The organism is Streptomyces spirodelae (genome assembly GCF_017676385.1).
Taxonomy (GTDB): Bacteria; Actinomycetota; Actinomycetes; order Streptomycetales; family Streptomycetaceae; genus Streptomyces; species Streptomyces spirodelae.
In genome coordinates this window covers 164,200-184,117 of the sequence record NZ_JAFFZN010000006.1, presented here as the reverse complement: position 1 = coordinate 184,117, position 19,918 = coordinate 164,200, and the positions used below count along the sequence as shown (strand labels likewise).

20 protein-coding genes are annotated in these 19,918 nt (G+C 70.4%); 3 read left to right on the top strand and 17 right to left on the bottom strand.

The window, feature by feature from the left end:
- Positions 1 to 69: 69 nt before the first annotated feature.
- The 8 genes from tatA to JW592_RS09510 form a co-directional block, all read right to left on the bottom strand.
- Positions 70 to 354 (bottom strand): Sec-independent protein translocase subunit TatA, encoded by a 285-nt coding sequence (tatA, locus tag JW592_RS09545; protein ID WP_209264509.1) that lies wholly within the window; start codon positions 352 to 354, stop codon positions 70 to 72.
- Between the two features lie 241 nt (positions 355 to 595).
- Positions 596 to 826: a hypothetical protein gene (locus JW592_RS09540; protein ID WP_209264508.1), complete on the bottom strand. Its 231-nt coding sequence runs from the start codon at positions 824 to 826 to the stop codon at positions 596 to 598.
- A gap of 69 nt (positions 827 to 895) precedes the next feature.
- Positions 896 to 1,858 carry a helix-turn-helix transcriptional regulator gene (locus tag JW592_RS09535; protein ID WP_209264507.1) on the bottom strand — a complete coding sequence of 321 codons (963 nt, stop codon included), beginning with the start codon at positions 1,856 to 1,858 and terminating at the stop codon, positions 896 to 898.
- A gap of 15 nt (positions 1,859 to 1,873) precedes the next feature.
- Complete coding sequence (locus tag JW592_RS09530; protein ID WP_209264506.1) at positions 1,874 to 3,043, bottom strand: helix-turn-helix transcriptional regulator; 1,170 nt, start codon at positions 3,041 to 3,043, stop codon at positions 1,874 to 1,876.
- A gap of 122 nt (positions 3,044 to 3,165) precedes the next feature.
- The gene (locus JW592_RS09525; protein WP_209264505.1) at positions 3,166 to 3,540 is read right to left on the bottom strand and encodes an FKBP-type peptidyl-prolyl cis-trans isomerase; all 375 of its coding nucleotides are present in this window, start codon (positions 3,538 to 3,540) and stop codon (positions 3,166 to 3,168) included.
- A gap of 58 nt (positions 3,541 to 3,598) precedes the next feature.
- The gene (locus JW592_RS09520; RefSeq protein ID WP_209264504.1) at positions 3,599 to 4,576 is read right to left on the bottom strand and encodes an FKBP-type peptidyl-prolyl cis-trans isomerase; all 978 of its coding nucleotides are present in this window, start codon (positions 4,574 to 4,576) and stop codon (positions 3,599 to 3,601) included.
- 200 nt (positions 4,577 to 4,776) lie between these two features.
- Positions 4,777 to 6,138: a Pup--protein ligase gene (gene pafA / locus JW592_RS09515; protein ID WP_027737208.1), complete on the bottom strand. Its 1,362-nt coding sequence runs from the start codon at positions 6,136 to 6,138 to the stop codon at positions 4,777 to 4,779.
- A 15-nt stretch (positions 6,139 to 6,153) separates the two neighbouring features.
- A complete protein-coding gene (locus tag JW592_RS09510; protein WP_209264503.1) occupies positions 6,154 to 7,539 on the bottom strand; it encodes an MFS transporter in 1,386 nt (461 codons plus the stop codon).
- Positions 7,540 to 7,618: 79 nt separating this feature from the next.
- Here JW592_RS09510 and JW592_RS09505 point away from each other — a divergent pair, with 79 nt between their 5' ends.
- The gene (locus tag JW592_RS09505) at positions 7,619 to 8,710 is read left to right on the top strand and encodes a LacI family DNA-binding transcriptional regulator (protein WP_209264502.1); all 1,092 of its coding nucleotides are present in this window, start codon (positions 7,619 to 7,621) and stop codon (positions 8,708 to 8,710) included.
- 20 nt (positions 8,711 to 8,730) lie between these two features.
- Here JW592_RS09505 and prcA read toward each other — a convergent pair whose 3' ends face one another.
- From prcA to JW592_RS09460, 9 genes are all read right to left on the bottom strand, one after another.
- A complete protein-coding gene (gene prcA / locus JW592_RS09500) occupies positions 8,731 to 9,480 on the bottom strand; it encodes a proteasome subunit alpha (RefSeq protein ID WP_209264501.1) in 750 nt (249 codons plus the stop codon).
- A gap of 34 nt (positions 9,481 to 9,514) precedes the next feature.
- Positions 9,515 to 10,360, bottom strand: coding sequence for a proteasome subunit beta (gene prcB, locus JW592_RS09495; RefSeq protein WP_209264500.1), 846 nt, complete (start codon positions 10,358 to 10,360; stop codon positions 9,515 to 9,517).
- Positions 10,312 to 10,824 (bottom strand): endonuclease VII domain-containing protein, encoded by a 513-nt coding sequence (locus JW592_RS09490; RefSeq protein ID WP_307805357.1) that lies wholly within the window; start codon positions 10,822 to 10,824, stop codon positions 10,312 to 10,314. Before JW592_RS09490 ends, prcB begins: the two co-directional genes overlap by 49 nt.
- A gap of 86 nt (positions 10,825 to 10,910) precedes the next feature.
- The gene (locus JW592_RS09485) at positions 10,911 to 11,129 is read right to left on the bottom strand and encodes a ubiquitin-like protein Pup (protein ID WP_209237354.1); all 219 of its coding nucleotides are present in this window, start codon (positions 11,127 to 11,129) and stop codon (positions 10,911 to 10,913) included.
- A gap of 145 nt (positions 11,130 to 11,274) precedes the next feature.
- The gene (gene dop, locus JW592_RS09480) at positions 11,275 to 12,786 is read right to left on the bottom strand and encodes a depupylase/deamidase Dop (protein ID WP_307805352.1); all 1,512 of its coding nucleotides are present in this window, start codon (positions 12,784 to 12,786) and stop codon (positions 11,275 to 11,277) included.
- Positions 12,787 to 13,017: 231 nt separating this feature from the next.
- Positions 13,018 to 14,784: a proteasome ATPase gene (gene arc / locus JW592_RS09475; protein ID WP_209264498.1), complete on the bottom strand. Its 1,767-nt coding sequence runs from the start codon at positions 14,782 to 14,784 to the stop codon at positions 13,018 to 13,020.
- 285 nt (positions 14,785 to 15,069) lie between these two features.
- The gene (locus JW592_RS09470; RefSeq protein ID WP_209264497.1) at positions 15,070 to 15,612 is read right to left on the bottom strand and encodes a hypothetical protein; all 543 of its coding nucleotides are present in this window, start codon (positions 15,610 to 15,612) and stop codon (positions 15,070 to 15,072) included.
- A gap of 168 nt (positions 15,613 to 15,780) precedes the next feature.
- Positions 15,781 to 16,686 carry a tRNA (adenine-N1)-methyltransferase gene (locus JW592_RS09465; protein WP_209264496.1) on the bottom strand — a complete coding sequence of 302 codons (906 nt, stop codon included), beginning with the start codon at positions 16,684 to 16,686 and terminating at the stop codon, positions 15,781 to 15,783.
- A 73-nt stretch (positions 16,687 to 16,759) separates the two neighbouring features.
- Complete coding sequence (locus JW592_RS09460; RefSeq protein ID WP_209264495.1) at positions 16,760 to 18,055, bottom strand: site-2 protease family protein; 1,296 nt, start codon at positions 18,053 to 18,055, stop codon at positions 16,760 to 16,762.
- A gap of 142 nt (positions 18,056 to 18,197) precedes the next feature.
- On the opposite strand from JW592_RS09460, the gene JW592_RS09455 reads away from it, so the two are divergent.
- Both JW592_RS09455 and JW592_RS09450 read left to right on the top strand, forming a co-directional pair.
- Positions 18,198 to 19,196 (top strand): RecB family exonuclease, encoded by a 999-nt coding sequence (locus JW592_RS09455; RefSeq protein ID WP_209264494.1) that lies wholly within the window; start codon positions 18,198 to 18,200, stop codon positions 19,194 to 19,196.
- 42 nt (positions 19,197 to 19,238) lie between these two features.
- Positions 19,239 to 19,910, top strand: a complete 672-nt coding sequence (locus tag JW592_RS09450; RefSeq protein WP_209264493.1) for a response regulator — start codon at positions 19,239 to 19,241, stop codon at positions 19,908 to 19,910.
- Positions 19,911 to 19,918: the final 8 nt, after the last annotated feature.

The following is a 19,918-nucleotide window of genomic DNA, read 5'->3' as shown; positions in this document are numbered from 1 at the left end:
CTCCGCCGCTCCGCGGCAAGCCACGGAGCGGAACGGCCGGCGGAACGGCCGGTGCTGCGGCCGGGTCGCTCAGCTCTGCTTGGGCTGGTCCGCCGACTCGGTGACGGGGCGGGACGTGGAGACGTCGCCGGGAGCCGCCTGAATCGTCTTCGGAGCGGACTGCTGCGCCTCGCCCGACTTGTCGGCCTCGGCGTCCGAGCCGCCCTCCTTCTTCATCTGCTTGGCTTCGCTCTTGAGGATGCGGGCCGACTTGCCCAGCGAACGGGCCATGTCCGGAAGCTTCTTGGCGCCGAACAGCAGCAGGATGACAAGGAGAATCAGAACGATCTCCATGGGCCTCAAACCTGCGATCATGTGCCACTACCTTCTCGCCGGGGCGGCGTGTTCCGTGCCTGCCGGATGAATCGGACTGGCTGCATCGTGCTGACGTGCCGACATCGATCGTAACCCTGCGGAGTGAACACCAGGCAATCCCCGTGCATCCGCCCGATTGCGCGCTCCGGCGCCCGCCGACGCGGCATCTGGCAGCCTACCGCTCCGAGAATCCCGACCGGAGACCGCCCATAGGTCGGCTATGTCTCGTTCCGCACATCGGTTATGTCCCGTTCCCGTCTTGCGCCCCGCCGGAACCCGTCCCCCGGCCGGTCCGCGCGGCCAGCGGGACGGCTGCCCGCTCCAGGTTCTCGGCGGCCCGCGTGATCCGCTCGGAGCTGTCACCGACCGCCCTGGAGAAGCGGCGCACCTCCAGACCCACCCGGACGGCGAGCACTCCGAGCACGGCGATCCCGCAGAAGGCGAGCGCCAGGAAGAACATCGGCCAGAACATGACGGCAGCCTAGTGCTGCTCCTGTCCTTCCGGCGGCCATGGGGTGCCCCCTTGACGAGGCGTCGTCTGCTACGCGCCGTACGCCGCCAATGCCTTGCGCGCCGCGTCCCGTGCGCTCTCGGCGAGCTCTTGCGGCGCCGTGATGCGGCCGTCCGGGCCGAGCCGGAGCGCCAGCCGGCGCAGCGAGGCCGGGTCCGGGGTACGCAGCGTGATGCGCAGGCCACCGTCGGGCAGCTCCTCGGCGCTGTCGTGCGGGTAGTACTCGGCCACCCAGCGCCCGCCGGGGCCGACCTCGACGACCACCTCGGGGTCCGTGGCGGCCGGCTGCACCAGCCCCGCACTCAGGTCCCGCGGCTCTATCGGCGGCGGGTCGGAGCGCTCGTCCAGCAGCTTGATCTCGGCCACCCGGTCCAGCCGGAAGGTGCGCCGCGCCTCCGAGAGCCGGCACCATGCCTCGACGTAGGTGTGGCCGACGGCGAACAGCCGGATCGGGTCCACCTCGCGCTCGGTCAGCTCGTCCCTGGCGGGCGAGTAGTAGCGGATCCACAGTCGGCGGCGCTCGGCGATGGCCCGGTCGACGTCGGCGAAGACGCCGCCCTCGGACTCGAAGGTGACCGACAGCCGCGAGCTGGCGCCCGCGCTCTCGCCCGCCGCCGTCTCCAGCTTGGCCACGGCGCGCTGCAGCGCGTCCCGGTCGCTCTCGCGCAGCCCCGGCAGGGTCGCCACGGCGCGGGCCGCGACCAGCAGTGCCGTCGCCTCGTCGGCGGCGAGCCGCAGCGGCTGCGCCGTGTCGCTGCCCAGCGCCTCCGCGTTGCGCCACCAGATGCGCTCACCGTCGGTGTCGATCTCCAGCAGATCGCCGCCCCGGAAGCTGGTGCCGCACATCGGCAGCACGTTCAGGTCGGAGATCAGCTCGTCCGCGGAGATCCCGAAGGCGCGCGCGACCTCCTCGACCCGGGCTCCTGGCCGGTCCTTGAGATAGGTGACCAGCGAGAGCATTCTGCGCGTCTGGTCGATGGCGTTGACCGCCATGTGCCGCTCCTCCCCTCAGCCCTGTGCCACGGCACGCAGCCGCTCGATGACGTCGGCGCGCAGTTCGGCGGGCTCCAGCGCGACGACGTCCGGGCCGAACTCCACCAGCCAGGCGTCCAGGCCGTGCCCGTACGGGATCTCCAACTCGTCCCACCCGTCACCGAGTTCCCTGGTGTGCAGCGCACGCGCCCGCAGCGGATAGCCGGCGCCTGCGCGCAGCCTGATCCGCGCGGTACTGGTGGCGCCCTCGCCGGCCCAGCGCTCCACGGTCTCGCGCACCGTCACCTGATCGGGTACCGGCACCGTGAAGGCAGCCGCGCGGGAGCGGACGGGCCCGGTGATCCGCGAGAGCCGGAAGACCCGCTCGGCCTGCCGCTCCCGGTCCCAGCCCGCCAGGTACCAGTGACCCCGCCAGCACTCCAGGGTCCAGGGCTCGACGTGCCGCTTCTCGGAGTGTGCCGCGTTGGACTTGCGGTAGTCGAAGGCCACGGGGCGGCGGTCCCGGCAGGCCAGCATCAGCGGCTCGAACGCGGCCTCCCGCGCCGGGATGTGCGGCTCCAGGGTGCTGAGCTGGCGCTCCCCGCCCTGCTCGGGGATGGCGCCGGGAGGCATACCGCCGGCCGCGTGCAGTTTCTGCAGCGCGCCGCTGGCCGCCGCGGCCAGCCGGGCCTGCTGCCAGACGCGGGCCGCCAGCCCCAGCGCGGTGGCCTCGGCGGCGTCCAGCGTGACGGGCGGGAGGCGGTTGCTGTCGCGGCGGGCGACATAGGCGGTCTCCCCGTCGAGGTTCTCGACGGTGTCGATGACCAGTCCGAGCTCGCGCAGGTCGTCCTTGTCCCGCTCGAACATCCGGCTGAAGGACTCCTCGGTGCCGGTGGCTCCCTCGCCCCGGCCGAGGGCCGCCCCGGCGCCTCCAGGGCCGCGGACCGCTGCCTCCCCGGAGCCGTAGGCCGAGGTCGCGGTCCCTCCCGAGCCGTAGGCCGCTGCCTCGCCCGAGCCGTACGCCGCTGCCTCGCCCGAGCCGTACGCCGCTGCCTCGCCCGAGCCGTACGCCGCTGCCTCCCCCGAGCCGTACGCCTCGACGTATGCCTCGATCGAGGCCCGCAGCTCACGCTTGGTGAGCGGGCGGCGGGCCCCCAGCAGGCACAGCGCCAGATTCATCAGCCGCTCGGCCTTGGCAATCGCCATGGGTTCCCTCGTGCCCTCTCTCATGCTGTTCTGGGCCCTCGACCGTACCGTCGGCGCGGCGAGAGGCAAAAGCCGGGAGCCCCGCGGTAGGCGGGGCTCCCGTTCGGTGTGATATACGGCCGTCAGACCGCGACGAGGTCGCAGACGAAGATCAGCGTCTCGTTGGGCTTGATCCGGCCGCCGCCCGCGCCGTGCTCCCCGTAGGCGAGGTGCGGCGGGATGGTCAGCCGGCGCCGGCCGCCGACCTTCATGCCCTGGACGCCCTTGTCCCAGCCCTCGATGACCTGGCCGGCGCCGAGCTGGAACTGGAGCGGCTTGCCGCGGTTCCAGCTCGCGTCGAACTCCTCACCCGTCGAGAAGGAGACGCCCACGTAGTGCACGGAGACATTGTCCCCGGCCTTGGCCTCGGCGCCGTCCCCCTCCCACAGGTCCTGGATCTCCAGGTCGGACGGCGGCTCGCCGTCGGGGAAGTCGACCTCGGGCTTGTCGATGCTCACGAAATTGCTCCTACGAACGTATCTGCGGGACAACCGCGCCAGTCTGCCACGGACGCGGTCACTTCACGTCGAGCACGTCCACCGAGAAGACGACCCCGTCCTTGAACTGCTTCTGCTGCTGCTTGGGGAACTCGCTCTGCGGAACCGAGATCACCACACGACTGCCGGCCTTGGCCCCCTTCAGCCCTTCCTTCCAGCCGGGGATCTGGGCGACGGGGATGTCCTGCGGCGCCCCGTTCTGCGCCCAGGTGTCGTCCAACTGCTTGCCGCCCTTCCACGTCTTGGCGGTGAAGTGCGTCAGGATGGTGCTGTCCGCGTCGACCTTCTTCTTGCCGTCGCCCTGCACGATGGTCTCGCTGATCAGCTTGTCGGGCGCCGTCTCCTTGCCCTTGGGCATCTGCATCGACGGGGCCTTGCCCTTCTCGACCTTGGTGCTCACCTTGGGCAGCTGCGAGTCCTGCGGCTTGTCCACCGGCTTGCCGTCGATCTTGCTCGGAGCGATCTTCTCCAGGTCCACCACGAAGACCAGCGTGGAGTTGCCCGGAATCGTCGGCGGCTGCCCCTTCTTGCCGTATCCCTTGTCCGGCGGAGCGACGATCTCGATCCGGCTGCCTGTCTTCTTTCCGACCAGCGCCTCGTCCCAGCCCTTGATGACCTTGCCGGTGCCGATCTGGAAGGTCGCCGGCATCTTCCGCTTCCAGCTGCTGTCGAACTCCTTGCCGTTCCACAGCTGGCCCACGTACTGGGCGCTGACCGCGTCGCCCTTGCGCACCTTCTGCCCGTTGCCGCTCTTGAGCACCTTGGTCTTGAGCTCGGAGGGCGGGTCGCCCTCACCCTTCTCGATCTTGGGCTTCTTGCCCCAGGAGCCGCTCACCGCCGGTGGGGCACCCTTCCCGTCGTCACTGCCGCAGCCCGCCGCCGAGACGGCCAGCAGCGGCACGGTCAGCAGGGCTGCGATACGGCGCGCACCGTTCCGGCGCGGCGTCCGAAGGGCTCGGGGGGTGCGGGGGGACGAGCCCCCGGAGAAATACAACATGTGTCCCACTCGCGGGTATAGGGATGGTCCTGCGGTCCTGACAGCCTACGGCCCAGCAACGAGAGGCCCGTCGCGCACGACACGAAAGCCGCCCGGCGCCGGTCAACTCACGCTGACGCAAGCTGCGGAGGGCGTCCCGGAAGCCCGGGGCGCCCTCCGCACAGCATCCATGACGCGACCTCAGCGCGTCTCTCGGACCGTCACATCCCCGCGATCAGTTTCTCCACCCTCTCGTCCACCGAGCGGAACGGGTCCTTGCACAGCACCGTGCGCTGCGCCTGGTCGTTCAGCTTGAGGTGCACCCAGTCGACGGTGAAGTCCCGGCGCTGCTCCTGCGCGCGGCGGATGAAGTCGCCGCGCAGCCGGGCCCGGGTCGTCTGCGGCGGCACCGACTTGCCCTCGAAAATCTTCACGTCGTTGCAGATCCGGGCAGCCTTGCCGCTGCGCTCCAGGAGGTAGTACAGGCCCCGGCGGCGGTGGATGTCGTGGTAGGCGAGGTCTATCTGGGCGATCCTGGGGTGCGACATGGTGATGTTGTGCTTGTTCCGGTACCGCTCGATGAGCTGGTACTTCATCACCCAGTCGATCTCGGTGTTGATCTTGTCCAGCTCCTGGGTGCGGACTGCCTCCAAGGCGCGTCCCCACAGCTCCAGGACCTGCTCGACCCGGCCGGTTCGGATGCCGCGCCGGTCGCAGAAGTCCAGCGCCTTGTCGAAGTACTCCTGCTGGACCTCCAGCGCGGACGCCTCCCGTCCGCTGGCCAGCCGTACCTTGCGCTGGCCTGTGATGTCGTGGCTGACCTCGCGGATCGCCCGGATCGGGTTCTCCAGCGTGAGGTCCCGCATCACCGTGCCGGCCTCGATCATGCGCAGCACCAGGTCGGTGGCGCCGACCTTGAGCAGCATCGTCGTCTCCGACATGTTCGAGTCGCCGACGATGACGTGCAGCCTGCGGTACCGCTCCGCGTCCGCGTGCGGCTCGTCACGGGTGTTGATGATGGGGCGCGAGCGGGTCGTGGCCGAGCTGACGCCCTCCCAAATGTGCTCGGCGCGCTGGCTGACGCAGTAGACGGCCCCGCGGGGGGTCTGCAGCACCTTGCCCGCGCCGCACACGAGCTGCCGCGTCACCAGGAACGGGATGAGGACGTCCGCGAGCCGGGAGAACTCCCCGTGCCGGGCCACCAGGTAGTTCTCATGACAGCCGTAGGAGTTGCCGGCCGAGTCGGTGTTGTTCTTGAAGAGGTAGACGTCGCCCGCGATGCCCTCCTCGTGCAGGCGGCGTTCCGCGTCGACCAGCAGGCCCTCGAGGATGCGCTCGCCCGACTTGTCGTGCGTGACCAGCTCGGTCACGCTGTCACACTCCGGAGTGGCGTATTCCGGATGTGAGCCCACGTCCAGGTAGAGGCGCGCGCCGTTCCGCAGAAACACATTGCTGCTGCGGCCCCATGACACAACACGGCGGAAGAGGTACCGCGCCACCTCGTCGGGGGACAGCCGGCGCTGGCCCCGGAACGTACATGTGACGCCGTACTCGTTCTCCAGCCCGAAGATTCGGCGGTCCATGACTGAACAGTACGCCTACGTGGAGGATCTGAAACCGGGTTCGGGGCAGGGGTTCCGATCGGTTTCCGCACCTGGGGGACGCTCCTGGCGCCCGGTTCCGGTGTGCGGAAGGCCCGGCCGGGGTCCCTCCTCGCCGCCCGCCTGAGCCGCTGTGACGGCCTCGGGTCCGGCGCCGGGCTCCGGTGACGGCAGCGAGCCCGCCACCACTCCGGCGGGCGCCGGGCCGTCCGGCGGCAGCAGGAAGCGGCGTGCCGCCACGATGACGGCCAGCGCCGCCAGCCCGCCGGCCCCGGCCAGGCCGAAGCCCGATCCGGTGCCGCCCCACTCGATGACCGAGCCCACCGCGGCCGTCCCTGCAGCCGCACCCACCCCGAATGTCGTCACCAGCCAGGAGAACGCCTCCGTCACCGTGCCCGACGGAGCGTGCCGGTCCACCACCACGAAGGCACAGGCCAGCGCAGGGGCCAGGAAGAGCCCTGAGAGGCCGCCCAGCACCACCATCACCGGCACCCCCGGCACCAGGGCCAGCGGCAGGTTTCCGGCCGCGAACAGGCCCACCAGCACCCGCAGCCGTCCCTCGTGGCTGCCCGGCCAGCCCCGCGCCCCGTAGCCGACCCCGCCCACCAGCGCTCCCGCGCCCTGGGCCGCCAGCAGATAGGTGGAGATCAGCTTGTCGTGGTGGTCGTCGGCGTAGGAGACGGCGGCCAGCGCGAAGGTACCCAGCGCCAGGCCCACGAAGAAGAACGAGGCCAGCAAGGTCTTCAGCCCGGAGGAGCGCAGCGCGCCCAGCCAGTGCGGCTTGCGGGGCGAGGAGCGCCAGCGGCGCGACGGGGGCGAGACCACCACCGAGAGGGCGCCCAGCACCCCCAGCGCGTTGACCACGAGCAGCGCCGCGGCCTCGCTCCACCCGGCGACCAGCAGCGTCACCAGCAGCGGCCCGGCCGCGAACATCACCTCCTGGGCGACCGCGTCCAGCGCGTAGGCGCTGTGCACCTGCTCCTCGCGCCGCAGCACGCTGGGCCACAGCGCCCGCAGCCCGCCTTCCAGCGGCGGGGTGAACAGTCCGAAGACCAGCACACAGGCGTAGGCCAGCGGCAGCGAGCCGATACCGGCGAGCGCCAGCGTGGCCGCGCCGGCCGCGGAGACCACCGCGGCCGGCAGCATCACCCGAGGCTGCCCGTACAGGTCCACCAGGCGGCCGAGCATCGGCTGGCCGAACGCGGTGGCCAGCCCGTACATCGCCGAGAGGGCTCCGGCGACGGCCATGCTGCCGCCCTCGGCGCGGATGAACAGCGCGATGGCGATCGGCCCCGTGGCGTTCGGCAGTCTGCCCAGCAGCGTCCCTGCCAGCAGGCGCATCGCGTGTCTGGCCCGCAGCAGCTCGGCATAGCCCGTCGCCATCCGCCACCCCTCTCGTTTTACGTATAACTGGACGACCATACGTACCATGCCAGGGCAGCAGCGGTGAAGGAGTTTTTCCGTGCCAGGACGACACGCACCGGCCGCCGGGGACCATGGCACCCGGCAGGGCCGCGGCAGGCCCACCGGCCATGACGTGGCCGGCGCGGCGGGCGTCTCCCAGGCCACCGTCTCGCTCGTGCTCGGCGGCAAATGGGAGGGCCGGGTCTCCACGCGCACCGCCGAGGCCGTCCGCGCCGCAGCGCGGGAGCTCGGCTACCGGCCCAACCTGGCGGCCCGCACCCTACGGCTGGGCCGTACCCGCACGGCGCTACTGGTCGTGCCCGCGCTCACCAACGACTTCTTCGCCACCGTGCACCGGGGAGCCGCCGAGGTCGCGGGCGCGCACGACTTCGGCCTCGTCCTCTACCCCTCACCCGAAGGCATCGACGCGGCCCCCGACCCGTTCGCCTCGGCGCGTACCGCGCTCGACGGCGTCATCGCCTCCTCGATGGCCCCGGAGGCCCTCACGGCGCTGCGCGGCGAGGGACTGCCGCTGGTGATGCTGGACAGCGACGAGGGCGCCTGCGACGCCACCGTCAACGTCGATCTCGCCGACGGCATCCGGCAGGTGGTGGCCCACCTGCGGGACATGGGCCACCGCCGGATCGCCCATATCGCGGCCGATGTGGACTCCTGGACCTTCGAGGTGCGGGCCCGGGCGCTGGAGGAGGAGCTGCACGCCAACGGAGCCACGCTGGTGGGCGCCGCGCGCGGGCCGCTGAGCGTCGCGGGAGGGCTGGAGGCGGCCACCCAGGTGCTGACGGCGGCATACGGGCCGCACGCCGCCGACACCGCCGAAGGCTCGCCGACCGCACTCGTGTGCGACGACGACCTGCTGGCGGTCGGCGCTCTGAAGGCCGCGCGGCGGCTCGGGCTGCGGGTGCCGGAGGAGGTGTCGGTGACCGGGATCGACGACGTCGCGCTGGCCACGGCCGTGGAGCCGGAGTTGACGACCGTGCGACTGCCCGCCGAGCGGGTGGGGGCCGCGGGCATGCGGGCCCTGCTGGCCGTGCTGGACGGTCAGCAGGTGGAACCGGCCCGGCTGCCGGTACAACTGGTGGTGCGCGGGTCGACCGGGCCCTCCCCTTCCGGCGGCCTCCCGCGCCCCTGACGGGGCGCGGGGAACGGGCTCTACTTCTCCTCGCCGCCCTCGCTCTCGTCCTCCGTGCTCTCCGGCGCCGGGGTCTCCTCCAGGAGGCGGGCCACCTGGCCGGCGGGCACGCGCTTGAACTTGCGGCGCTGGGGGCGCGAACGGTCGAGCACGGCCACCTCCAACTGCTCCGCTGTCAGCGTCCGTTCACTGCCGTTGCTGTCCCGCTTGAGCGCTTCGACGGCGAGCTTGAGCGCTTCGCCCAGCGACATTCCCTCCCGGTGCCGCTGGTCCATGTAGCTGCCGATCTGATCGGAGTTGCCACCGACGGCGACCGAGCCGTGCTCGTCCACGATCGAACCGTCGTGCGGCAGCCGGTAGATCTGGTCGTCCTCGGGGGCCGGGCCCACCTCGGCGACGATCAGCTCCACCTCATAGGGCTTCTCCGCGTTCGCCGAGAAGATGGTGCCCAGCGTCTGGGCGTAGACATTGGCCAGACCGCGCGCGGTGACATCCTCGCGGTCGTAGGTGTAGCCGCGCAGGTCGGCGTAGCGGACACCGCCGATCCGCAGATTCTCGAACTCGTTGTACTTGCCGACCGCGGCGAAGGCGATCCGGTCGTAGATCTCGCTGACCTTGTGCAGTGCCCGAGAGGGGTTCTCGGCGACGAAAACGATGCCGTCCGCGTACTGCAACACGACCACGCTGCGCCCCCGCGCGATGCCCTTGCGGGCGTACTCGGCGCGGTCCGCCATTGCCTGCTGGGGTGACACATAGAACGGCGTCGACACCGGCTATCCGTCCCTTCCTGTCCGAATGAGTGCTCTAGGAGACGGGGGCCTGCGGCCCGTTGGGCAGCCGGAGGCGGCCGTCGTACACCGTCTGCGCCAGCCCGGAGACCTCCTCCTCGCTCAGCCTGCGGTAGCCGTCCTCGGTGATCGCCACCACGATCGGGTAGATACGGCGCGTCATGTCCGGGCCGCCGGTGGCCGAGTCGTCGTCCGCGGCGTCGTAGAGCGCCTGGAGTACCACCGTGGCGGCCTGCTCCTCGGTCATCTCGTCGCGGTAGAGCTTCTTGAGCGAGCCGCGCGCGAAGACCGAGCCGGAGCCGACACCGGCGAAGCCCTGCTCCTCGGAACGGCCACCGGTCACGTCGTAGGAGAAGATGCGGCCCTTGCCGCGGTCCAGGTCGTACCCGGCGAACAGCGGCACCACGGCCAGCCCCTGCATCGCCATGCCCAGATTGCTGCGGATCATCGTGGACAGGCGGTTGGCCTTGCCCTCCAGGGAGAGCGTGGACCCCTCCACCTTCTCGAAGTGCTCCAGCTCCAGCTGGAACAGCTTCACCATCTCCACCGCCAGGCCCGCGGTGCCCGCGATCCCCACGGCGGAGTGCTCGTCGGCGGGAAAGACCTTCTCGATGTCCCGCTGCGCGATGACATTGCCCATCGTCGCCCGCCGGTCCCCGGCGAGCACCACGCCGCCGGCGAAGGTCGCGGCCACGATCGTGGTCCCGTGCGGCGCCTGCACGGCACCCTCCACGGGGGGCAGCGGCCGATTGCCCGGCAGCTGCTCGGGGGCGTGAGCTGACAGAAAGTCCATGAAGGAGGACGATCCCGGCGTCAGGAAGGCAGCCGGTAGACGCCCGGTGCTACCAATTTCGGCTTCCACACGTTTCCTTCCACGTAGGCGGCCGCACGCCGCATGACGTCCGGCCGGTCCCTGAACTGCCCCAGCGCCGCATTGCAGCTGAAGCACAGTACGCCCCGGACCCTACCCGTCTCATGATCGTGGTCCACATGCTCGGGACCGGGCTTGAGGCAGATCGGGCAGATACCGAACTGCTCGTCCAGCAGAGCTGTCCGCCGCTCCACGGTCATACCGTACTTGCGACGGAAATATGACTCTCGGTTCCGTTCGGCCCTGCACTCTCGGCAATAGCTGGCCCAACCGTCGGAGGTCGCCTTGTTTCGCTCCCACGCGGAATGCGGCTTCACCTCTTTGCACTGCGGGCAACGCTTATGACCTCGGGGCACAGGGAACTTCTCGCGCACTGTGCGCCCGGAAGCCGCCTGGCGCTGCCGGTAGTACCCAGCGGAGCACTTCCGGCAGTACGCCTGACGACCGCCCTTCATCGCCTTGTTCCGAGCGAAAGAGTCAAGCGGTAGCGCCTGCCGACATCGCGAGCACTTCTTCCGCTCCCCCGAATCGGACATTCAGATCATTCGCCACCTTTTTGCACAAATGACCTCACGAAATCCTCGGCGTTCTCTTCGAGCACGTCGTCGATCTCGTCCAGCACCGAGTCCACGTCGTCCGAGAGCGCCTCCTGGCGCTCCTTGAGGTCCTCGGAGACCTGCGCGTCCTGGGTCTGCTCCTCGGTCTCCTCGGTGTGGCGCGTGGACTTCTGCTGTCCGCCGCCGGTGTCCTTGGTCGCCATTTCCCTCACCCCGCTCGGTTCGGTGGTGTACGCGGAACGTACAAGATCAGACCCTACAAGCCGGGACTGACATCGGCTCCTTCGTTGATACAACGTCCGGCAACCACCTCGATGATTCCCGGACCGGGGACCGAATAGCCGCGATTCAGCCGCCCGAAAGCACCTTCACCAGCTCTTCCGCGGTGCGGCAGCGGTCGAGCAGCTCCTTGACGTGGTTACGGGTACCCCGCAGCGGCTCCAGGGTGGGGACCCGCTGCAGAGAGTCACGGCCGGGCAGGTCGAAGATGACCGAGTCCCAGGACGCGGCCGCCACGTCGTCGGCGTACTGCTCCAGGCAGCGGCCACGGAAGTAGGCCCGGGTGTCCTCCGGAGGCTTGAAGGTGGCCTCCTTGACCTCCGCCTCGGACAGCAGCCGCTGCATGCTCCCACGGGAGACCAGCCGGTTGTAGAGGCCCTTGTCGGGGCGTACGTCCGCGTACTGGAGGTCCACCAGGTGCAGCCTGGGGGCGTCCCAGTCGAGCTGGTCGCGGCGGCGGTAGCCCTCCATCAGCTCCCGCTTGGCGACCCAGTCCAGCTCGCCGGCCAGGCTCATGGGGTCGCGCTCCAGCCGGCCCAGCACGTCCTCCCAGCGGGCCAGCACGTCCCGGGTCTGGTCGTCGGCGTCGGCGCCCCAGCGCTCCTCCACGTACTTGCGGGCCAGCTCGTAGTACTCCATCTGGAGCTGTACCGCCGTGAGGGTGCGGCCGTTGCGGAGAGTGATCAGCCGTTCGAGTGTCGGGTCGTGGGAGACCTGGTGCAGGGTGCGGACCGGCTGGTCGACGGCGAGGTCGACGGCGATGAAGCCGTCCTCGATCATGGACAGCACCAGCGAGGTGGTGCCCAGCTTCAGGTAGGTCGAGACCTCCGAGAGGTTGGCGTCCCCGATGATCACATGGAGCCGCCGGTATTTCTCGGCGTCCGCGTGCGGCTCGTCCCTGGTGTTGATGATGGGCCGTTTGAGCGTCGTCTCCAGCCCGACCTCGACCTCGAAGTAGTCGGCCCGCTGGCTGAGCTGGAAGCCGTGCTCGCTGCCGTCCTGGCCCAGTCCCACCCGTCCGGCGCCGCACACGACCTGCCGGGAGACGAAGAAGGGCGTCAGGTGCCGCACGATCTCCGAGAACGGGGTCTCCCGCTTCATCAGATAGTTCTCGTGCGTGCCGTAGGAGGCGCCCTTGTTGTCGGTGTTGTTCTTGTACAGGTGGATCGGGCTGGTGCCGGGAACCTCGGCCGCGCGCTCGGCGGCCTCCGCCATGATCCGCTCGCCCGCCTTGTCCCACAGCACCGCGTCCCGGGGGTTGGTGACCTCAGGGGCGCTGTACTCGGGGTGCGCGTGATCGACGTAGAGCCGGGCTCCGTTGGTGAGGATGACGTTGGCCAGGCCGATGTCCTCGTCCGTCAGCTGGCTGGCGTCGGCCGACTCGCGTGCCAGGTCGAAGCCGCGGGCGTCCCGCAGCGGGTTCTCCTCCTCGAAGTCCCAGCGGGCGCGGCGCGCCCGGTGCATCGCCGCCGCGTAGGCGTTGACGACCTGGGACGAGGTGAGCATGGCATTGGCGTTGGGGTGACCGGGCACGGAGATGCCGTACTCGGTCTCGATACCCATTACGCGCCGTACGGTCACGCTACCCTCCTTGCCTGACGGCGGCCCGCCGGTGGACCACCGTCCAAGTCCCGCTGCGCATCCGTCCCGTGTGCGGCCCCCTCCTGCGCACTGCGCTTCGCGGCGGTAGGGAAGAGCCTATGCCGCACGCACTGGAGTGGGGAGATCACTCTGCGGACTTCCTTGGTGCTCCGGGAAACAATCCGGCTGCGGGTGCCCCGCCCGGGGTCCCGCAGCCGGACTCGATCCTCGTTACAGGTACTGACCCGTGTTGGCGACGGTGTCGATGGAGCGACCGGTGTCCGCACCCTGCTTGCCGGTGACGAGGGTGCGGATGTACACGATCCGCTCCCCCTTCTTGCCGGAGATGCGGGCCCAGTCGTCCGGATTGGTGGTGTTGGGCAGGTCCTCGTTCTCCTTGAACTCGTCCACGCAGGCCGACAGGAGATGGGAGACGCGCAGACCCTTCTGGTTGTGGTCCAGGTACGCCTTGATGGCCATCTTCTTGGCCCGGCCGACGATGTTCTCGATCATGGCGCCGGAGTTGAAGTCCTTGAAGTAGAGGACTTCCTTGTCCCCGTTGGCGTAGGTGACCTCGAGGAAGCGGTTCTCCTCCGACTCCGCGTACATCTGCTCGACGACCGACTGGATCATGGCGTCGCAGGCGGCCTCCACATTGCCGCCGTGCTCCGCGACGTCGTCCGCGTGGAGCGGCAGGTTCGGCGTGAGGTACTTCGAGAAGATGTCCTTGGCGGCCTCGGCGTCCGGACGCTCGATCTTGATCTTCACATCCAGCCGGCCGGGGCGCAGGATCGCCGGGTCGATCATGTCCTCGCGGTTCGAGGCACCGATGACGATGACGTTCTCCAAGCCCTCCACACCGTCGATCTCGGAGAGCAGCTGCGGGACGATGGTGTTCTCCACATCCGAGCTTACGCCCGAGCCGCGGGTGCGGAAGAGGGAGTCCATCTCGTCGAAGAAGACGATCACGGGCGTGCCCTCGCTGGCCTTCTCCCGGGCCCGCTGGAAGACGAGCCGGATGTGGCGCTCGGTCTCACCCACGTACTTGTTGAGCAGCTCGGGGCCCTTGATGTTGAGGAAGTAGCTCTTCCCCTGGGGCTTGCCGGTCACCTCGGCGACCTTCTTGGCCAGCGAGTTGGCCACCGCCTTGGCGATCAGTGTCTTGCCGCAGCCGGGCGGGCCGTAGAGCAGGACACCCTTGGGCGGGCGCAGTTCGTGCTCCCGGAAGAGGTCCGGGTACAGGTACGGGAGCTCGACAGCGTCTCTGATCTGCTCGATCTGTCCGCCGAGGCCACCGATCTTGGTGTAGTCGATGTCGGGGACCTCTTCGAGGACCAGTTCCTCGACCTCGCTCTTGGGCACGACCTCGAAGACGTAGCCGGAGCGGCTCTCCAGCAGCAGGGCGTCCCCGGCCCGCAGCGTGGTGCCCAGCAGCGGCTCGGCGAGGCGTACGACGCGCTCCTCGTCGGTGTGGCCGACGACCAGCGCTCGCTCTCCGTCGTCGAGTACTTCCTTGAGGGTGACGATGTCACCCGCGCGCTCGAACTCCATGGCCTCGACCACGTTGAGCGCTTCGTTCAGCATGACCTCCTGGCCGCGCTGGAGCGACTGCAGGTCGACATTGGGGCTCACGTTCACCCGCAGCTTGCGGCCGCCGGTGAAGATGTCGGCCGTGTCGTCCTCGTTGGCCTGCAGGAAGACGCCGAAGCCGGCCGGCGGCTGGGCGAGCCTGTCGACCTCTTCCTTGAGGGCCACGATCTGGTCACGCGCCTCGCGGAGCGTGTTGGAGAGCCGCTCGTTCTGGGCGGACACACCGGCCAGGTTGGTCTGCAGCTCGACGATCCGCTCCTCGAGAATACGAGTGTGCCGCGGAGAGTCGGCGAGCTTGCGGCGCAGGACGGCGATTTCCTGCTCAAGGTAGGCGATCTGGCCGGACGGGTCTTCGGAACCCCGACCGGGCCGGATGCCGCGGTTGGTGTCGTCGTCGTGGGCTGCCACGGTCCTCACCTCCTCCAGGGGGAGCTGGACGCTTCGACCCTACCTGGGCCGGTGCGGGTTGAAACCCCTAGATCACAAAGACGGTCGGGGTGTGTCCGATCTTCACCCTTGCGCACTCCCTCAGGACTGGGAATACCCACCCACAACCATCTGAAAGCGACGGGTATGTGACCGGTTGCGGTGTCGCGGCGTTCAACACCCTTCAAGGGCCGCACTATTTCGGCCCGAGCGGGGCCCGAGGCACCGGCTCCCGCCGGGCGGCCGGCGGGCCGCCGTCGCCACCCGTCAGACGCTGACGCCACCGCCCGCCACCGGCCCTGGACGGAGGGCGAACTTGCCCTGGCTCCACTCCCACTTGACCGTGCGTCGCTTGTCGGGGCAGCAGCGCGGCACATCGGCCGAGGAGTAGCCGAGGAGGGTGGCGGAGATGGCGGTGCCCCGCACGGCGAGGTCGTCGACCGACATCCCCTCGCGCTGCTCGACAAGGGTGGCGCCGATCCGCGGCTGCCCGGGCGCTCCGGTGAGCACGAAGACCGCACTGGGCGGGGTGCCTCCGCGCGCCTGGCAGCGGACGACCGCGACGGTCTCCCGCGCGCCGTCGCCGTCGAAGTCGGCGGCGGCCTTGTCGAGTACGTCGACCCCCGCTTCGGCGGGCCCGCAGTCCAGCGGGTAGCGGGCGCGCTCCGGGTCGGGGGCCCGGCCGGGAGCGGTGGCGGGGGTGGCGGTCGCGGGCTGGAGGAGGGCCGTACCGCCGAGCACGGCGGCGAGGGCTGCTGCGGTGGCGAGCCAGTGGAGGGCGCGGCTACGGGTGTGCGGCAGTTCCGTCACGCGGGGTGACTCCTGTGCAGGACGAGGCGGAAGCGGAGCGCTTCGCATCGTGCCACAGGTCACACTGCCGCGGAACGGTGGGGTCCTTTTGCGCCGGCCCAACGCCGCTGCTCGGCACCCGGGTTCGCCCGCGGAGCACCAAGTGGCGCCCCCTCCCGCGGGCGGTCCCTACGCCCGGCCGCCCCCGGACTGGCTGCCCGGCCCCGTGTAGTCCTCCCCGTACGCGCCCTTCGCCGGGCGCCGGCGGCGAAGCGGCGGCTCGACACCGTCGGCCAGCCGGCGTGCGGTGAGCAGGAAACCGGTGTGTCCGATCATGCGATGGTCGGGGCGGACGGCGAGGCCCTCGATGTGCCAGTTGCGCACCATCGTCTCCCATGCCTGCGGCTCGTTGAACGTCCCGAACTCGCGGATGGACTCGACCATGCGCGCCATCTGCGTGGTGGTGGCCACATAAGCGCACAGGATGCCGCCGGGCACCAGGGCCTTGGAGACGGCCTCCAGGCACTCCCAGGGGGCGAGCATGTCGAGGATGACGCGGTCCACGTCGGTGTCGCTGAGGTTGTCCTGGAGGTCACCGACGGTGAGTGTCCAGGCCGGGTGCGGGCTGCCGAAGTAGCGCTCCACGTTCTGCCGGGCGATGTCGGCGAAGTCGGCACGGCGCTCGTAGGAGTGGAGCATGCCCTGGTCGCCGATGGCGCGGAGCAGGAAGGTGCTCAGCGAGCCGGAGCCGACCCCCGCCTCGACGACGCGTGCGCCGGGGAAGATATCGGCCATGGCGAGCACCTGGCCGGCGTCCTTGGGGTAGACGACGGCGGCTCCCCGCGGCATGGACAGGACATAGTCGGGGAGCAGTGGACGCAGCGCGAGGTAGGCGACGTTTCCGGTGGTACGGACGACACTCCCCTCGGGCGCACCGATCAGCTCGTCGTGGGGGAAGGCTCCCTTGTGGGTGTGGAAGCTCTTTCCCTCTTCGAGGGTGATCGTGTAGTGGCGTCCCTTGGGGTCGGTGAGCTGGACCTGGTCCCCGACCTTGAAGGGCCCGCGACGGCGGGCGGCACCGGTCGGTTCGGACATACGCACAGCCTAGCCGGTCCGCTGGGCACGGCCGCGCGGAGGGTTGCGGGCCCGGGCAGGCAGGCCGGCCGGGTCAGCCGGAGGGCTTGACGCCGTCCTGGTCAGGACGCTTGGACATGGCCTGGACGAACGCGCGCTCGACATCGGCGGTGGACAGCACCCCGTAGATCTCGCCGGTCTCCTCCACCACCAGGTACTCGGTGGCCGGAGTGGCCCGCAGCCACTCCAGCAGGTCCTCCCCTGCCAGCTCGGCGGGCACCCGCATGCCCTCCTTCAGCTCCTGCGCCAGGGTGCTGACCGCGACCCAGGGGCGCCGGTGCTCGGGCACGGAGGCGATGGCGGCCTCCCGGACCAGCGAGAGCGGGTCGCCCCTGCCGTCGACGACGACCAGTCCGCGGGCGCCCGCCGCGTTGGCCCGGCGCAGCGCCTCGGAGAGGGGGGTGTCCGTCTCCACGGGGACGGCACGCCGGGTCAGCGTACGGGCGCGCAGCTGCGGGAGGCGTTCGCGCAGCCGGGCCATCCGCAGGCTGTTGCCTGCCCCTGTCCAGATGATCGCGGCGAGGATCGCGGCGAGCAGCGCGTCGGTGAGGGAGTCCGTGCCGCTGACGCGGTCCCGCGCGAAGCCGCCCGCGTGGGTGGCCAGCGGGAGGCCGATCAGCACCGTGACGGCCAGCGCCCGGCCGATCCAGGCGGCAGCGACGGTGCCGGTCATCGGCTTGCCGCTGATCTTCCAGATGATGGCGCGCAGCATCCGGCCGCCGTCCAGCGGGAGGCCGGGCAGCAGGTTGAAGGCGGCGACGAGGAGGTTGGAGAGCATCAGTCCGGCCAGCAGTACGCCGGGGACGCTGCGGGGCTCCACCGTGCGCATCGCCCCGTAGAAGACGCCCGCCAGGGCCAGGGAGAGCAACGGGCCGACGAAGGCGAGGACGAATTCGCGGCCGGGGGTCTCCGACTCCTTCTCGATCTCCGAGACACCGCCGAAGAACTGGAGCTGGATACGGCGCACCGGCAGCTTGAAACGGAGTGCGGCGACCGTGTGCGCGAGCTCGTGGACGAGCACGGAGGCGTAGAAGGCGACGGCGAAGAAGAGCGCGATCAGATAGCGGACGGCACCCAGCTCGGGCAGCACGCGGTCGAGCTGGCCGCCGAAGACCCAGGTGATCAGGATGGCGACCAGGAACCAGGAGGGTGCCACGTAGACGGGCACCCCGAAGGGACGGCCCATCAGGATGCCGCCGCCGGGTGGCGCGGGACGCACCGGCTTGCGGGGGACTTGCTGGCGGCGCCGCTGGGGCTCCTCGGGGCCCGGGCCGCTCCCCTGCCCTGAGCCGCCGGACCGCGGCCTCCCGTCGTTGTCCTCGTCCGCCACGGGTTCCCCTCTGCTGCTTCCCTCGCGCCCCGCCGCGCCGCGCGGCTGCCGGTCGTCTTCACGTTGGCGATCACCGATGCGAGGGGGTCTGCCGTCGATGGTAAGTGTCCGCTGTCAGTAGTGGCCCGTAGGGTCTTACCCCATGAGAACCAGCGCGGCCACACCGCCGACCTCGCTGTCGCCCTCCAGGGCAGGGGACTTCATGCAGTGCCCGCTGCTCTACCGCTTCCGGGTGATCGACAAACTGCCGGAGAAGCCTTCGGCAGCCGCCACCCGGGGGACGGTGGTGCATGCGGTACTTGAAAGACTGTTCGACGCCCCGGCGCAGGAGCGTGACGCGCGGCGGGCGCGGGCCATGGTGGCCGGGGAGTGGGAGCGGCTGCTGGCCAAGCGCCCGGAGCTGGCCGAGCTGTTCGCCGAGGACACCTCCGACGGCGCCCAGTTGGCGCAGTGGCTCGCGGAGGCCGAGGCACTGGTCGAGCGGTGGTTCACGCTGGAGGACCCCACCCGATTGGAGCCGGCGGAGCGGGAGCTGTTCGTGGAGGCGCGGCTGGATTCGGGGCTGCGGCTGCGCGGGATCATCGACCGGGTCGATGTGGCGCCCACCGGCGAGGTGCGGATCGTCGACTACAAGACCGGCAAGGCGCCCCGTCCGGAGTACACCGACGGCCCGCTGTTCCAGATGAAGTTCTACGCGCTGGTGCTGTGGCGGCTGCGCGGGGTGGTGCCCCGGCGCCTGCAGCTCGTCTTCCTGGGCAGCGGCGACGTGCTCACCTACGACCCGGACGAGCGCGATCTGCAGACCACCGAGCGCAAGCTGCTGGCCCTGTGGGACGCGATCACGCGGGCGACGGAGACGGGCGACTGGCGCCCCAGGCCGAGCAAGCTGTGCGGCTGGTGCGACCACCAGGCGCACTGTCCGGAGTTCGGCGGCACTCCCCCGCCGTATCCGCTGACGATCCAGCCACGGCTTCCCGAGCCCCGGGAGCCGGACCAGGACCCGAGCCCGGCGCCGGCTGCGGACCCGGCGTCGGCTGCCGGCCCGGCGTCGGCTGCCGGCCCGGCGGAGTCTGCCGCCGACTCGGCGTCCGACTCGGCCTCGGACTCCGAAGGGGCAGCGGGCCACAGCCTCGGGGGCTGAGTGAGAATGGGGCGACCGCTGCCGTCCCCTTGAGGAGTTCCCGTGGCAATCCGCGTTCTGCTGGTCGACGACCAGCCGCTGCTGCGCACCGGCTTCCGGATGATTCTGGAGGCCGAGCAGGACATAGCGGTGGTCGGTGAGGCGGGGGACGGCCTGCAGGCGCTCGACCAGGTGCGTGCCCTGCAGCCGGACGTGGTCCTGATGGACATCCGGATGCCCCGGATGGACGGGGTCGAGGCCACCCGCCGGATCACCGGGCCCGCGAAGGACGGACCCGCGAAGGTCCTGGTCCTGACCACCTTCGACCTGGACGAGTACGTGGTCGAGGCGCTGCGCGCCGGGGCCAGCGGGTTCCTGCTCAAGGACGCGCCCGCCGGCGAGCTGGTGCAGGCCATCCGGGTGGTGGCGGCGGGCGAGGCCATGCTGGCGCCGAGCATCACCCGCCGGCTGCTGGACAAGTACGCGGGCAAGCTGCCCTCGGGCGAGGAGCCGGTGCCGGACACGCTGCATCAGCTGACCGAGCGTGAGGTCGAGGTGCTCAAGCTGGTGGCGCGCGGGCTGTCGAACGCGGAGATCGCGGCTGACCTCTTCGTGAGCGAGACGACCGTCAAGACGCACGTCGGCCATGTGCTGACCAAGCTGGGGCTGCGCGACCGGGTGCAGGCGGCGGTGTACGCGTACGAGAGCGGACTGGTGCGGCCCGGTTCGTCCTGAGCCGGCGG